Source organism: Terriglobales bacterium, assembly GCA_035454605.1.
Taxonomy (GTDB): domain Bacteria; phylum Acidobacteriota; class Terriglobia; order Terriglobales; family Acidobacteriaceae; genus DATMAB01.
On record DATIGQ010000159.1, the window covers coordinates 1 to 15,640 of the forward strand.

Consider the following 15,640-nt stretch of genomic DNA (forward strand, 5'->3'; position numbering starts at 1 on the left):
AGCGCAGGTTCGAGGCTCACTACTTCGACACTGCGGGACAATCCGACCTCACTGTTCCGGCGGGCCGCTTCGAAGTCGAAGTGATGAAAGGCTTCGAACATCGCGCCGAGCGCCGCCGGGCCGACGTTTCTGCCGAGCGCCCCACCACAGTTCCGGTGCGTCTGCGCCCGCTCGCTCCGCTGCCGGCCACGGCGGGCAAGCGCTGGGCCAGTGGCGACCTGCACGTGCACATGGATTACGCCGGCGCCTACCGCAACACGCCCGCGCATCTGGCGGAGCAAGCAGCGGCAGAAAACCTGAACGTCGTGCACAACTTGATCGTCAACAAGGAGCAGCGCATTCCTGACGTTGCGTATTTCACCGGGAAGCCTGATCCAGTCTCGAGCGCTAATTTCCTGCTGCTGCACGACCAGGAGTTCCATACCAGCTACTGGGGACACATGGGACTGCTCGGCCTGACGCGCAACCTGCTGATTCCCGATTACGCCGGATATCCGGAGACCGCCGCCGCCAGCCTCTGGCCGATGAATTCCTTCGTCGCCGACCTGGCGCACCAACAGGGCGCACTGGTTGGTTACGTCCATCCGTATGAGATCGAGGATGTTCCCGATCCCGCCAAGGAGCGTCCGCTGCGCCACGCCTTCGTTGTCGATGCCGCGCTGGGCAAGGTGGACTACGTCGAGGTGCTTGGCTTCAGCGATCACCAGTCGACCGCGAGTATTTGGTATCGGCTGCTCAACCTTGGACTTCGCATTCCCGCCGGCGCGGGCACGGACGCCATGGCCAACTATGCCTCGCTCCACGGGCCGGTAGGACTGAACCGCCTGTACGCGCGCGTGCCCGCCGCGCCGCTGAAGCGTGAGACGTGGCTTGAGGCGGTGCGCCGCGGCAACGGCTTCGCCACCAACGGACCGCTGCTCGACTTCACGCTCGGCGGCCAGACCATCGGCGGCGAACTCAAGCTTCCCGCCACCGACCCGGAAGTGCGCTTCACCGCTTCCATGCGGTCGCTGGTGCCCCTCGACCATCTCGAGGTGGTGTGCAACGGCAAGGTCGTGCGAGAGATGGAGATGAACGCCGCGCACGACCAGGCTGACTTGCGCGGAACCGTTCCTATCACTGCCAGCGGCTGGTGCCTGCTGCGCGCCTGGAGTGCGCAACCGCAGCATCCGATCCTCGATACTTATCCGTACGCCACCACCAGCCCGATCTATGTCACCGTGAACGGCGAGCGCCCGCGTTCGCCCGAAGACGCGGCGTTCTGCATCGCCTGGATCGACCGCATCCGCGAATCGGTGGAGAAGTTCACCGACTGGAACACGGACGCCGAGCGCGCGGAGACATTCAACATGTTGAGCGAGGCGCGCAAAGTGTACGAGGAAATGTTGAAATAGAATCGGTCGGTCAAGGCTGACATGAGCCTTCTTCTGCTCTCCGTGCTGGTGATGGCGGCGCTGGTCGCCGGCTACACGCTGTACGGCGGCTTCATCGCGCGGCAGTATCGCCTGGATGACGCAGTCGCCACACCCGCCACGCGGCTCAACGACGGCGTGGACTTCGTCCCCGCGCGTCCCTTCTACCTGCTGGGACAGCATTTCAGCGCTATCGCCGCGGCCGGACCGATCGTCGGGCCCATCGCCGCCTGCCTGGCGTTCGGCTGGCTGCCCAGCATCCTGTGGATCACGCTGGGTGTCATCTTCATCGGCGCCGTGCACGATTTCTCCGCGCTCATTGCGTCCATCCGTCACGGCGCCAATTCCATCGCGGAGATCGCCCGCCAGAACCTGGGGCGCCGCGCCTGGCTGGCCTTCATTGCTTTCATCTGGATCGCGCTGCTGTACGTGATCGTCGCGTTCGCCGACGTTACCGCCTCTACCTTTCTCGGGCAGACCGAAGAACTCCAAGGAGAATTCTCCTTCAATGCCGGAGGCGCGGTCGCCGCGGCCAGCACCATGTACCTGCTGCTGGCGCTGCTGATGGGGGTGGTACAGCGCAAGCTCAGTCCGCCGATGTGGCTTCTAACAGTGATCTTCGTGCCCGCAACACTGGGCGTGGTCTGGCTGGGGACAAAGGTTTCCACCGTGTTGGTTTTCGACCTCCACTTCTGGCACCTTGCCATCCTCATCTATTGCTTCGTCGCATCACTGCTTCCCATGTGGCTGCTGCAGCAACCGCGCGGCTATCTGGGCGGCTTTGTGCTCTACCTGGTGCTGGGGACCGGAGTGGTGGGCGTCGTTTTCGGCGGATTCCAGATCCAGCAGCCTGCCATCGTGCATACGCCCACGGGCTCGGTGGTGGAGCGACTGCTGTTTCCCTTCCTCTTTGTCACCATCGCGTGCGGCGCCTGCTCCGGATTCCACGGCCTGGTGTGCGGGGGAACCACATCCAAGCAGGTGGCGCGCGAGAGCCATTGCAAGCCTATCGGCTACGGCGCGATGCTGCTCGAAGGGCTGGTGGCGCTGATCGCGCTGGCCACGGTGATGATCGTGCTGCCCGCCGACATCGCCGGGCGCGCGCCGGGCAAGCTCTACGGGGACGGCATCGCGCGTTTCCTGGCCGTGCTGCTGGGCGAACGCTGGCTGACATTTGCCGCCACTTTCGGCGCCATGGCCTTCTCCACCTTCGTCTTCGACACGCTGGACGTGGCCACACGTTTGGGCCGCTACCTGCTGCAGGAACTCGCCGGCGGACTGGGATGGGGAGCCACCAGCCGCAGTGCGGGCATCCTGGCCGCAGCTTCGACTGCATTCGTACCGCTGCTCATACTGCTTTCAGCGCCCGAGGGCGCGTGGCGGCAGTTCTGGGTGCTGTTCGGAACCTCCAACCAGTTGCTGGCATCCCTCACGCTGCTGGGCGTTTCGGTGTGGCTCTACCGCTCCGGCCGCCGCACCTGGTACACCGTGCTGCCCATGCTGTTCGTGATGACGGCAACCGTCAGCGCGTTGCTGGTGCAGATGGCGGAAGGCGCGAAGGAGATCGCAGACGGAGGTCTGCGGTTGCATCCCTCGATCGTCAATGGTTTTGTCGCGACTGCCTTACTGGTCCTGGCAATCATCTTCGTCATCGAAGGTCTGCGCACGGTTCGCGATGTGCGACGTGGCCGTGGTGTTCGAGCGCTCGCGACAGAACCCTCCGCGAGCGATTAGCCACACAGAAACACTTTTACTTTCTTCCGAACGCCTGCGAATGAAACGTCAGCGAAGCGTCGAAGTGGCGGGCGACGTACTGCCATCCGTGCCCGCCGGGATAGAGGTGGAACTCGTGCGGGATGCGGCGTGATTCGAGCGCTTCATGGAGGGCTTGCGCGCCGGCATCGAATCCGTACTCATCCTCAGTGCCGCAGTCGAAATAAATCTTGAGGCGCCGGAGGCCGGCTGACTGCCGGGCCAGTGTCACCGGATTCTGCCGCTGGTAGAAGGCGTGGTCGAGCGGCGAGCCGAATACGGTTCCGAGGAGTGACGTGCGCCCGCCGCCGATGCCGGGCGCAGCGTCGGCGCCGCGGGGCAGGTCTTTCATCACGGCCGCGCTGTGAGCGCTGACCGAGCCGAACAGTTGCGGATACTGGAAGGCGAAGCGCAAGGCGCCGTATCCGCCCATCGAAACACCACTCAAGCCGCGTCCCGCGCGGGTGGCGACCGTGCGGTACTTGCGGTCCATGGCGGGCACGAACTCACGGATAAAGAAATCCTCGTACCGGGTGCGGCCGTCGCGGGAATTGATGTAGAAACCGCGGCCACCGTCAGGGGTCACGACAATCATCTCCACGAGCTTCTTCTCCTCCGTCATGCGCTCGATGATGTTCCATCCGCCGCCGTTGACGAGAGACTGTTCGTTGTCGCCCAGGCCGTGGAGGAAGTAGAGCACGGGATAGCGACGGGTCTTATCCGCGTCATAGCCCGGGGGAAGAAGCGCGCAGTAGCGGACGGAAGCTTTCAGGAATCTGCTCGGCGCGGTGGCGCATTCCACGCGGGAAGCGGCGTCGGCAGTTGGAGAAATCAAGAGCAAGAGACTTACCGCAGAGAGCGCGGAGAGGAGACGTCGAGAGAACAGAGAGGAGCAGATCCCTCGCTGCGCTCGGGATGACAATTCAAAGCAAATCCCTCGTCCGCTGCACCGGACTCGGGATGACAATCTCAGGATGTAAGTCAGCTCACTCATAGCGCAGCGCCTGCACAGGATCGAGGCGCGCGGCGCGCGCAGCGGGATAGAGACCGGAGACCAGGCTGACCAGCACCGCGAAGGCGAGAGCCGCCAGTACCAGCCACCAGGGCACGGACCAGATCTGCTCCGGGGGAAGGTCCTGGCGGGCCAGGTACACGTTGGCGCCCCAGTTGATAAGCCTGCCGATGGCCCAGCCCAGCGCCACGCCCAGCGCACCGCCGAACGCTCCCATGACGCCGGCTTCGACGAAGAAAAGCCTCTTCACGTCGGCGTCGCTCGCGCCCAGGGCCTTGAGGATGCCGATCTCGCGCCGCCGCTCCAGAATGGCCATGACCAGAGTATTCACGATGCCGAGCGAAGCCACGGCCAAAGCCAGGCTGCCAAAGATGCCCAGGAACAGGTCGAAGATGGCAAAGAAGCGGCGCATGCTGCGCGTGGCGTCGAGCACTGAGAAGGTGCGAAAGCCCATCTTCTTGATGGCGTTCTGTACCGCCTCGACGCGCGAGGGGCTCTCCACGCGCACCACCAGGCTGACGTAGGTGCGGGTGGTGGGCGTGTCGCGAGTCGCGCCGCGCAAGTCCGAGAACTGCAGCACGTTCAGGCTTTCGGCAAAGGCTGTGGGGATGAAGAGGCGGCCGCGCGACACCGTGCGCAGACCGCTATAGGGCTCGCGTTCAATGAGCCCCACGATCTTCAACGGTTGCTCGCGGCGCACCACGGAGAATCCGAAGGAATCGCCAACATCATCATCGTTACCGGCAGAGGCGCTGCCCCCGGCCAGCGGCTGTCGCTCGGCGTAGCGCACGATGATCTCTTTGCCAATGAGCGAGTCGGGGTCGGGCGTCAGTTCCTTGGCGAACTCGGTCGCCAGGATGGCCTCCTGGGCGGTGGGACTGGAGAAGAAGCTGCCGCGCATGCCCTCGAACGCCTCGTTGGCGCGCGCCGAAGGCGGCAATGCGGCCACAAAAGCAAAGTTCATCTTGCCCTGATAGCGCACTTCGGTCATCAGACGGATTTCCGGGAAGGTTTCCACTACACCCGAGATTTTCCGCATCTCCTCGCGCGCATTCTCATCCAGGGCCCTGAGTTCTTCGGGTTTTTCATTGCGCCCTTCTCCGCGGTCAAAGCCGCGGAAATCCTGCCGGGAAGTGACGAAAATGGTGTCGAAGAGCCCTGAGCCCGCCAGGCGCCGTCCCGCCATTTCCTGCAGGCCGATGCCCAGAGACAACATGGCGACCAGCGAAGCCACGCCCACCGCGATCCCCACGGTGGTGAGGGAATTGCGCAGCACGGACTCGCGCAGATTGCGAGCCGCCAACTCGAGCAGGTCCGGAGCCTTCATGCGCGGGCTCCTGCGGATTCGCCCGAAACCTTGCCGTCGGCCAGGAAGACGATGCGATGGGCATAGCGCTCGGCCAGCGGCCGCTCGTGAGTGACCATGATGACCGTCATGCCAAGCGACTGGTTGAGTTCACGGATGAGGTTGAGGATATCCTCGCCCGTCTGGCTGTCGAGGTTGCCGGTGGGCTCGTCGGCCAGCAGGAGCGAGGGCCGGTTCACCAGCGCCCGGGCCAGCGCGACACGCTGCTGCTCGCCGCCGGAGAGTTCGGTGGGCCGGTGGCCCATGCGCGGAGTCAGATTCACGCGCTCGATGGCCTCACGCACCCGCTGCCGGCGCTCCGCGCGATCCACTTCGGCCAGGCGCAGCGGCAGGTCCACGTTCTCCTCCAGCTTCATCGAAGGAATGAGGTTGAAGGCCTGGAACACCATGCCGACGGTATGACGGCGGTAGCGGGCCAGTTCTTCCCCGTTCATGCGCGCCAGATCGCGACCTTCCACCAGGATGGAACCGGCCGTGGGCCGGTCGAGGCCGGCAACCAGGTTGAGCAGCGTGGACTTGCCCGAACCCGAACTGCCGAGCAAGGCGAGAAATTCACCGCGTTGGACCTCGAGCGTCACCCCGTTCAGGGCGCGCACTTCGCTGTGCCCGATGCGGTAATGGCGGGAGACGTTCTCGGTGCGGATGGCGGGGCCGTTGGTGGACATCAGTGGTTTGATGTTACTACGCACTTTCCTGCTTCTAGGTTTCCGCAGGGAGTGCAGTGAAGGTCTGCCCCCTCCCCCGGGGTGTCTAGTAGAATCATGCGGTTACACAGCAAAGTCCCTGGGAGTCCCTAGTTCTAAAGGACTTAGAGGCAAAGTCCCTGAAACAAACACCTTATCTGAATGATATCTACCAACAAACATGTTATCATAGAGAAATGATACCGTCAAGGGGAGTCCCTCACGGTTTCGGAACTGCTTGAGCTGACGGTTACGCCCGAGATGGCTTGGACGGGACGCCGAACTCGGTGTTGTACCAGAGATGGATAGTGCCGCAGGTTCCCTGCTCGGCGGAGTAGACGTCGCAGGTGTCGAAGGGACGCGAATAGACGTGCAGGCTGACGGCGCGCTCGGCGAACTGGGCCGGGTTGTAGACCTTGTGCACCGGTGCGGCAGGATCGACGGCGCAAGGATGGGCGGGATCGAGCTGAAGCTGGTCGGTAGGCTCGAGCTTGCATGTGCCCGCAGCCAAGTCCTGGAAGAGCACGCGGTAGTTCTGCACCAGGAGGCGGCCGATGGGCACGGCCATCCAGCAGTTCTGCTCGCGGTGGTTGTGCACGGAGCTGTGCTGGTCCACTTCCCAGCAGATGGCAATCAGCTCGTAGAGCGGGGTCTTGTCGATGAGGTTGCGGGTATAGTGCTGGCCATCCCAGCAGAGATAGGGTTGGAGTGAAGCCGGTTCGACGCGGTTCTTTTCCAGGAAGCTGCGGATGCTGCCGAGTTCGGAGAAGGCGGGCTCGGGGAACTTGCGCAGCCCGGCCACAAAATCAGAAATGGAAACAGTCTGCGCGGCAGCGACACTCATGGCGTCCCCCAGGTAAGAAACGTGCAGGAAATTCTGCATTATCCGGGGCGAATTTGCCACGGGAAAACCGAGGCGGTAGCATACAAAAGGGAGCGTGAGAATGCCTCGAATGGTGAAGTGCGCGAAGCTGGGCCGGGAGCTGCCGGGACTGGAGGAACCTCCCTTCGACGGGCCCATGGGGCAGAAGGTGTTCGAGAACATTTCCGAAGAGGCATGGCGGGGATGGATCGAGCATCTGAAGATGGTGATCAACGAGTACCGGCTGAACCCCGCCAACAAACAACACCAGGAACTCATCCTGCAGCACATGGAAGAGTTTTTCTTCGGACAGGGCGCAGCTCCGCCGCCGGAGTACAAGCCACAGAAATAAGCCGCTCCTGGCTGTTGGCTATGAGCTCCTAGCTACTAGCTGCCAGCTCTAGCTTGAAACTTTCAAAGGCAACTTTGATGGCAACGCGCGCGATACGGTCCGACAAAAACGCTCCTGCGGAGCGCGAGGTGGTTTTTGACGTTTTCCGGCGATGGGGATACCTGGAAGCCAATCTCGATCCTCTCGGTCACTTTGCGCCGCAATCGCATCCCGAACTAGAGAGCCTGACGGGCGCTTCGGCGGAAGAAGCGCGGCGTTATTACTGCGGCTCCGTCGGGGCAGAGTTCATGCACATGGCCGATCCGGAACGGCGGCACTGGATCGAAGAACGCATGGAAAGCGACGCGCCCGCGGCGGAGGATGCGGACCACATCCTGGAGCGTCTGATTTCGGCGGAGTTGTTCGAGCAGGTGCTGCAGACGCGCTACCTGGGCACGAAGCGTTATTCGCTGGAAGGCAACACGGCTCTGATCCCGCTGCTGGACGAGATGCTGGAGACGGGCTCCGGTTTCGGCGCGGAAGAAGCGCTAATCGCCATGGCGCACCGCGGGCGCCTGAACGCCATCGTGCACATCGCGGGGCGGCCGGCGCGCGACGTGTTTGCGGGCTTCGAGGACGTGGACCCGCGCAGCGTACTGGGCTCGGGTGACGTGAAGTATCACCTGGGCGCGACCGGACAATACCAGACGCGCAGCGGACGCACGGTCCGCATTCACCTGGTATCCAATCCGAGCCATTTGGAAGCGGTCGATCCGGTGGCGGTGGGACGGTTGCGGGCCAAGCAGATACGGCTGGGCGAGGATGGACAGGCGCGCTCCATCGCGTTCCTGCTGCACGGCGATGCGGCCTTCGCCGGACAAGGCGTCACGGCAGAAACGCTGGCCTTCTCCGGGCTTCGTGGCTATGACGTGGGCGGCGTGGTGCACGTGATCGTAAACAACCTCATCGGGTTCACCACGAATCCGAGCGAACTGCACAGTTCGCGCTTCTCGGCCGACCTGGCCAAGCGGCTGCCGGTCCCCATCTTCCATGTCAACGCCGAGGATCTCGACGCAGTGGCGCGGGTGGCGCGCATGGCCATGGATTACCGCTACGAGTTCGGCACCGACGTGGTGGTGGACCTGATCGGATACCGGCGGCACGGGCACAGCGAAGTGGACGATCCCACCGTAACGCAGCCGCGGCTTTATCGCAGAATCAAGGAACATCCGGTGGCGTGGCAGGTCTACGCGACGAAGATGGGCGCGGACGCCGAGCCGGTGGTCGAGCGAGTGCGCGCGCAGTTCGAGGAAGCGCAGAAGCAGGCTGCGAAGCTCACCGAAAAACCGGTGCTGGCGCAGCTTCCCGCCTACTGGTCGGGCTTCAAGGGCGGGTCGTATGACCCGGCATACGAAGTGGACACGGGTGTGACGGAGCAGGAGTTGCGTGAAGTCACGGACGGATTGACGCAGTGGCCGGCCGGGTTCCACATCCACCCCAAGGTGCAGAAGTTGCTGGAGCAGCGGGCGGAAATGGGCTACGGCAAGCGGCCGGTGGACTTCGGCATGGCGGAAGCGCTGGCCTTCGGCACCCTGGTGCGGGCGGGCGTCCCGGTGCGCCTGAGCGGGCAGGACAGCCGCCGCGGCACCTTCAACCAGCGGCACTCCGTGCTGATCGACACGGAAGATGAACACGAACACATCCCGCTGAATCATCTGTCGACGGGGCAAGCGAGGTTCGAAGTCTATAACTCCATCCTTTCAGAGAACGCGGTGCTGGGCTTTGAGTACGGCTACAGCCGCGACTTCCCCGAGGCGCTGGTGCTGTGGGAAGCGCAGTTCGGAGACTTCGCCAACGGCGCGCAGGTGATCATCGACCAGTTCATCAGCGCGGGGGAGGACAAGTGGGGACTGATGTCGGGGCTGGTGTTGCTGCTGCCGCACGGCTTCGAGGGCCAGGGACCCGAGCACTCCAGCGCGCGCATCGAGCGTTACCTGCAACTGGCGGCCCGCGACAACATACAGGTCTGCCAGCCTTCGACCGCAGCCCAGTACTTCCACCTGCTGCGGCGGCAGGCGTTGCGACCGTGGCGCAAGCCGCTGGTGGTGTTCACGCCCAAAAGCATGCTGCGACATCCGGATGCCAGCTCGCCGGTGGGGGAGCTCAGCCGGTCGCGTCTCCAGATCGTGATCGGCGATCCCGAGGTCGAGAACGCCGAAAGCGTCCTGCTATGCACGGGCAAGATCGGACACGAATTGCGGCGGGAGCGGCGTGAGCGCGGCGCGAAGCAAACGGCCATCGTGTTCCTGGAGCAGTTGTATCCCTTCCCGCACGATGAGCTGGCGGCGGAACTGGCACGACATTCGCAGGCACGTGACCTGGTGTGGGTGCAGGAAGAGCCGGCCAACCAGGGCGCGCTGGGCTACATGATGCCGCGGCTGACGCGCATGGCGCGCGACCGCCACGTGCGCACGGTGAAGCGTTCGCCCAGCCCCAGCCCGGCAACGGGCTCCGCCAAGGCGCACGAACTGGAGCAGAAGGCGCTGGTTGCGCTGGCGTTCACCCGGTAGCAGCAGCGCCACGGCGAGCGGCGAATCCGGTACAATCTTGGCCTACAAGGCCCGCTCCCGGGCCAGAAGCAACGCCTTTGCAGCCAAACCAACAACAAGACGAGCGGTCCGGCTCGGCGCCAGAACCTGTCTATTGGCGGGTGGAAGGCAGCCTGCTGGATTTGAGTGCCGTTCGACCGCTGATCTTCATCACCCGCAACACGCAAAGCTTCCTGGAGCGCTGGGCGCGGCGCTGGGGACTGGCGGTATTGGTGCTGCTGCGGCCCTTGCTGTACGCCCTGCACCGCAGGTTCGCCACCCGGGTCCTGCATACGCTGCTGCGAGGCGTGAGCGCCGACCGGCTGGACCTGCTGGGCGAAGAATACTTCCGGTACCAGCAGCAGCCGCGGCTAAAGCCGCGAGGGGTGGCCAAGCTGAAGGAGGCGATGGCGAGCGGGCGGCCGGTGGTGCTGGTGAGCCAGGGCCTGGAGCAAGTGATGCGGCCGCTGGCGGAGCACCTGGGCGCGGCGGGGCTGATTGCCAATCGCCTGGAGTTCCGCGATGGCCTGGCCACGGGAAGGCTGCTCGATCCGGTGATCCGGCCGCGGGGCGGGCTGGCGCGAATCCTGGGTGGGAACCCGGATGGCAGCGTGTCGCTCGAGAAACTGGAGCGTGACCTGGGGCAGCCAGCAGAAGAGTTGCGCGCAGCCGTGCGTCCGGCACGGCGCGTGCAGCCGAAGCGCGAACGCCCCGTCGTGATGTTCGACGGGCGCCAACAGTTGCCGCGACTCTCGGTGCGTCAGTCGCTGGCCGGCAAGCACATCCTGCTGATCGGCGTGACCGGCTTCATCGGGAAGGTATGGCTGGTGAATGCTTTGCGTGAGCTGCCGGAGGTCGGCCGCATCTATCTGCTGATCCGGCGGCAGAAATCGAACAGCGCGCTGAGGCGTTTCGAGAAGATGGTGGAAGAATCGCCGTTGTTCGATCCGCTGCACCAGGAGCACGGCGAAGGGCTGGCACGTTTTCTCGGGGAGCGCGTCGAGGTGGTGGAAGGCGACGTGTCGAAACCCGGCCTGGGGCTGGACGAGGCCACACGAGACCGCTTGCGGCCGAAGCTGGACGTCGTCATCAACAGCTCCGGGCTCACGGACTTTAATCCCGACCTGAGGGATGCGCTGGCGGTAAACGTCGAGGCTACGATCCACCTGCTGGAATTCCTGCGGACGTGCGACCACGCCGCGCTGCTCCATCTTTCCACCTGCTACGTGGCGGGCTACGTGGACGGGCGCGTGCGTGAAGAACTGACGCCGAACTACACGCCCAAGCGGCTGGCTGGTTTCGATGCCGAGCGCGAGCGATTGGCGCTGCATGAGCTGGTGAAGCAAACGGACCAGCGCGCAGCCAGCCCTGAGGTAACGGCTGAGCTGCAAAAGGAGATCACGGAGAGACGCTCGGCGGAGCTGAGCGGGGAGGCGCTGGATAACCAGTTGCGCAAGGCGCGCATCCGCTGGGTGCGCAGCGCGCTGATCGAAGCAGGCATGCGGCGCGCGCAGGAGTTGAGCTGGCCCAACACGTACACGCTCACCAAGAGCCTGGCGGAATCGCTGATCGCCACCCGCGGCAGCGATCTGCCGGTGGCGGTGGCGCGGCCGTCGATCGTAGAAACATCGACGCACGATCCGTTTTCCGGATGGAACGAGGGCATCAACACCTCGGCGTCGCTCTCCTACCTGCTGGGAACGTACTTCCGGCAACTGCCGTCGAACGAACGCAAGCGGCTGGACATCGTGCCGGTGGACCTGGTGTGCCGGGGCATGACGCTGATCGCGGCAGCGCTCGTCGAAAGGCGACACGAGCGCGTCTACCAGCTGGCGAGCTCGGAGAACAATCCCTGCGACATGCGGCGCTCGATCGAGCTGACTGGCCTGGCGCATCGCAAGCACTACCGCGCGCAGGAGGGCCTCGAACACTGGCTGCGGTTGCGGTTCGACACCATCGCGGTGTCGAAGACCCGTTACCAGCGGCTCTCGGCGCCGGGACAGAAGGCGATCGTGCGCAGCATCCGGCTGCTGGCCTCGCCCATTCCTTTCATGGAACAGAAGCTGGTAAAGCGGGAGAGGGCGCTGGACCGCGTGACGCGGCTGATCGAGCTGTATGAGCCGTTCATCCTGCACAATGAGCAGGTGTTCGAGGCGGGCAACATCGAGTTGTTGGCGGCGGCGCTCGAGCCGGAAGAGCGCGCGCAGTTCGGCTACGACGCGCGCGCCATCGACTGGTGGGAGTACTGGATCAACGTCCATATTCCGGCGCTGCGCAAGTGGTCGTATCCGCTGATCGAGGGTCGGCTGCCGGAGTCGCGCTCGGGGCGCACCTTCCGCATGGCGCCGGCGGGCAACCAGACCGTTCCCACGGGAGCGACATGGCCATCTTCCTGACCGGGTCCACCGGGTACATCGGCGCGCACCTGGCCGCCGGACTGCTGGAGAACCACCGGGACTCGCTGAACCTGCTGGTCCGCGCCAAGAGCCAGCAGGAGGGCGCCGAGCGCCTGTGGCATTCGCTGCAACTGCACATGGACTTCCCCAAGTTCCATGAGTATCTGCAGTCGCGAATCCGCGTCTTTCTGGGTGACCTGACGGAACGGCGCTTCGGCCTGGGCGACGGCGACTACGAGCAGCTTGCGAAGACGACCGATTCGGTGATTCACTGCGCGGCGTCGCTCAACCGCAAGTCGGAAAAGCAGTGCCTGAACGTGAACCTGCGCGGCACCCTGGAAGTGGTGCAACTGGCGCGGCGGGCGCAGCAGGACCATGGCCTGAGGCGCATCAGCCACGTGAGTACCGTGGCGGTTGCCGGACACCGGCAGAACGAAGTGGTCGAGGAAGACAAGGCGGTGGACTGGCAGCGTTCGGACTATGATCCGTACGCGCGCACCAAGAAATTCTGCGAGCACATGATCCGCGAACTGCTGCCGGAAGTGCCGCGCACGATCTTCCGGCCGAGCATCGTGCTGGGCGACAGCCGCCGCGGCGAGACGACCCAGTTCGACATGGTGCGCGCGTTCGTGTTCCTGGCCGGGCTGCCGGTGCTTCCCTTCCGCGCCGCCGACAAAATCGACATTGTGCCGGTGGACTACGTGGCCGACGCCATCGTCACGCTGCACCAGAAGGAGATGCCGGCGCACGAGATCTACCATCTCTCTTCCGGGACGGGCTCGCAGACCTATCGTGAGCTGACGCAGGCGCTGGCGCGCGCACAACACAAAGGCGCGCCGTGGTTCATGCCGTCGCTCGAAGGGACGTTCCGCTCGGTCGTCGAGTGGCTGTCGAACCGCAAGGGCCCTGTGGGCTACGGCGCTTCGTTGCTGAAAGTCTTCTTCCCGTATCTCGTCTGGAACACGGTGTTCGACAACACCCGCGTGGTGGCGGAGCTGGGGCGGCGGCCGGCGCCGTTTTCCGAGTACAGCTATCCGCTGCTGAAGTTCAGCCGGGAGACGCGCTTCACGTATCCCTACCGCGAGTGGCCCAGCCCGGCCGGAGGACGGGTCGGATGATGGACCTGGTGCTCGAGGCCTGGGTAGCCGGGCTGATCGAGATCACCAAGCTGGGCTGGATGCTGGGCGCCGGCCAGGCGTGGCGTCCGGGCGAAAAACTCCGCCTGCTGTTCGCCGGTTACAACGGCACGCGCAACACGGGCTCCGACGTGCGCGTGGAGGAAATGCTGCGCCAGGTGCGGCGCATCCTGGGGCCGGAACACAGCCGGCTGGCCGTGATGACGCAGAGCTTTGAACGCTCGTGCGGCTACTTCGGCGACGCGGAACAGGTCCACTTGCCCGATATCTTCCCGCCCTTTCTCTTCCGCGAAGTGCGCAGGCACCACGGCGTCGTGGCCTGCGAAGGCTCCATGTTCAAGAGCAAGTTCGCCAACGCGCTGACCACGATGATGATCGGGTCGCTGGGCATCGCCACCGCGGAGAACAAGCTCTCCGTCGGCTACGGCGCGGAAGCCGGAGACATGGACAAGCTGCTGGCCAAGATGTGCCGGCGCTACTGCGCGCAGTCGCTGATCATCACGCGCAATGAAGAGTCGCGAGCGGTGCTGCGGGCGCTGGGAGTCCCCACCGAACCCGGCACCGACACGGCGTGGACGTTCGAGCCGCACGGCCCGGAGTATGGACAGAAGGCGCTGCGCGATCTGGGCTGGGACGGCGAGCGCGATGTGCTGGTGGTCTGTCCCATCAATCCCTTCTGGTGGCCGGTGAAGGCTTCGGTGGCGAAGTACGCGGCGCACCTGCTGGCCGGCGCATACAAGAAGAGCCACTATCGCACGGTGTACTTCCACAACTCCGGCCCGCAGGTGGATGCGGCGTATCAGCGCTACCTCAAGGCGATCGCGGTCGCGGTGGAGCGCTTCCGCAAGCAGCACGGCGTGTTCGTCATGTTGGCGGCCATGGAGCGGCTGGACGCGCGCGCCTGCCGCGAGCTGGCCGAGACGCTGGGCGGCGTTCCCGTGGCGACCTCGGACGACTACGACATGTATCAACTGGTCAGCATCCTGCGGGCGTGCCAACTGATGGTGTCTTCGCGCTATCACGGCATCGTGACCTCGATGCCCGGCCTGGTGGCCTCGGCGGGCATCACCATGGATGAGCGCATTCGCAACCTCATGCACGAGCGTGGACACCGGCACCTGCTGCTGGAAGTGGACGATCCCGAACTGGAACCCAAACTGTACGAAATGATGGAGCGGTTGCACCGCGAGCGGGAGGCAGTGGCGGCGGGAATCGGGCAGACCGTGGTGCGCAACCTGAAGACCATGGCGCGCATGGGCGTGTACTTCGAGGAGCACGTGCAGCAGCGCTACGCCGAGTTTCCGGTGCGCACCGGGCAACTGAGCTGGGAAGACTACCTGCCGCCGCTCAGTCCCAACCTCCATCGCCTGGCCGAGCAGTACGAAAGCGCAGTGGCTGTGCCGGACGCAACCCGCGGATGAACTTCCTGGAAAACATCTTCCGCAGGCTGGCGGCCGATCCGGTGCGGCCGGTGCTGGCCGAGGTCCGTGAGGGCAAGATCGTCAGCGCGAATGCGGGCGAAGTGCTGGCGCAAGTGCGGGCGGCGCGGGGATTCCTGCGCTCGCAGGGCGCGAGAAAAGGCGACCGCTGCGCCCTGCTGGCGCACAACAGCATGCGCTGGACGGCGCTGGACCTGGCGCTGATGGCGGAAGGCGTGATCGTCGTGCCGCTATACGCACGGCAGGCACCGACGGAACTGGTGGGCATGATGAAGGACTGCGGCGCGGCGCTCGTCCTTTGCGGCGACGTGGCGCTGCGCGATGCCGTTGCGCGCGAGTGGCCGGAAGCTCCGCGGCAATGCCTCTTCGATGAAGTCTTCACCGCTGCGCCCATCGCCGAGGATGCGCCTCTGCCACGGACCGACGCCGATGCGGTGACTATCATCTATACCTCGGGCACCTCGGGCGAGCCCAAGGGCGTGATCTTGAACACGGGCAACCTAAACCACATGGTGCCTTGCACCGTTGGCCGCCTGGACAGGCTGATGAGAACGAGAACCGTGCAGGACGCACCCAAAGAGTGGTGTCTGACCATGGAGGCAGCCGATCCCGCGCGGAGACGTGCAGAGCAACGCAGGAACTATCCTTCAGCTGACCGCATCA

The 15,640-nt window shown here is 64.6% G+C and carries 12 protein-coding genes; 8 read left to right on the forward strand and 4 right to left on the reverse strand.

Going from position 1 to position 15,640, the window contains the following annotated elements:
- Both VLE48_11415 and VLE48_11420 read left to right on the forward strand, forming a co-directional pair.
- The coding region (locus tag VLE48_11415) for a CehA/McbA family metallohydrolase (GenBank protein HSA93611.1) at positions 1-1,394 on the forward strand (1,394 nt) is incomplete at its 5' end.
- Positions 1,395-1,415: 21 nt separating this feature from the next.
- Positions 1,416-3,146, forward strand: coding sequence for a carbon starvation CstA family protein (locus VLE48_11420; protein HSA93612.1), 1,731 nt, complete (start codon positions 1,416-1,418; stop codon positions 3,144-3,146).
- Between the two features lie 16 nt (positions 3,147-3,162).
- On the opposite strand, the gene VLE48_11425 is transcribed toward VLE48_11420, so the two are convergent.
- From VLE48_11425 to VLE48_11440, 4 genes are all read right to left on the reverse strand, one after another.
- Positions 3,163-3,999 carry an alpha/beta hydrolase family protein gene (locus VLE48_11425; GenBank protein HSA93613.1) on the reverse strand — a complete coding sequence of 279 codons (837 nt, stop codon included), beginning with the start codon at positions 3,997-3,999 and terminating at the stop codon, positions 3,163-3,165.
- A 151-nt stretch (positions 4,000-4,150) separates the two neighbouring features.
- Positions 4,151-5,503: an FtsX-like permease family protein gene (locus tag VLE48_11430; protein ID HSA93614.1), complete on the reverse strand. Its 1,353-nt coding sequence runs from the start codon at positions 5,501-5,503 to the stop codon at positions 4,151-4,153.
- Complete coding sequence (locus VLE48_11435; protein HSA93615.1) at positions 5,500-6,231, reverse strand: ABC transporter ATP-binding protein; 732 nt, start codon at positions 6,229-6,231, stop codon at positions 5,500-5,502. The genes VLE48_11430 and VLE48_11435 overlap by 4 nt, the downstream gene beginning before the upstream one ends.
- Positions 6,232-6,475: 244 nt before the next feature.
- Positions 6,476-7,069: a cysteine dioxygenase family protein gene (locus VLE48_11440; protein HSA93616.1), complete on the reverse strand. Its 594-nt coding sequence runs from the start codon at positions 7,067-7,069 to the stop codon at positions 6,476-6,478.
- A 109-nt stretch (positions 7,070-7,178) separates the two neighbouring features.
- On the opposite strand from VLE48_11440, the gene VLE48_11445 reads away from it, so the two are divergent.
- The 6 genes from VLE48_11445 to VLE48_11470 all read left to right on the forward strand — a co-directional run.
- The gene (locus VLE48_11445) at positions 7,179-7,439 is read left to right on the forward strand and encodes an oxidative damage protection protein (GenBank protein HSA93617.1); all 261 of its coding nucleotides are present in this window, start codon (positions 7,179-7,181) and stop codon (positions 7,437-7,439) included.
- A gap of 77 nt (positions 7,440-7,516) precedes the next feature.
- Entirely contained in the window at positions 7,517-9,988 is a 2,472-nt protein-coding gene (locus VLE48_11450; GenBank protein ID HSA93618.1) for a 2-oxoglutarate dehydrogenase E1 component, read from the forward strand.
- A gap of 77 nt (positions 9,989-10,065) precedes the next feature.
- The gene (locus VLE48_11455) at positions 10,066-12,402 is read left to right on the forward strand and encodes an SDR family oxidoreductase (GenBank protein ID HSA93619.1); all 2,337 of its coding nucleotides are present in this window, start codon (positions 10,066-10,068) and stop codon (positions 12,400-12,402) included.
- Positions 12,387-13,520 carry an SDR family oxidoreductase gene (locus tag VLE48_11460; protein ID HSA93620.1) on the forward strand — a complete coding sequence of 378 codons (1,134 nt, stop codon included), beginning with the start codon at positions 12,387-12,389 and terminating at the stop codon, positions 13,518-13,520. Before VLE48_11455 ends, VLE48_11460 begins: the two co-directional genes overlap by 16 nt.
- Positions 13,517-14,959 carry a polysaccharide pyruvyl transferase family protein gene (locus tag VLE48_11465; protein ID HSA93621.1) on the forward strand — a complete coding sequence of 481 codons (1,443 nt, stop codon included), beginning with the start codon at positions 13,517-13,519 and terminating at the stop codon, positions 14,957-14,959. The genes VLE48_11460 and VLE48_11465 overlap by 4 nt, the downstream gene beginning before the upstream one ends.
- Positions 14,956-15,640: AMP-binding protein (locus VLE48_11470; GenBank protein ID HSA93622.1), on the forward strand; the 685-nt coding region annotated here is incomplete at its 3' end. The genes VLE48_11465 and VLE48_11470, both read left to right, overlap by 4 nt.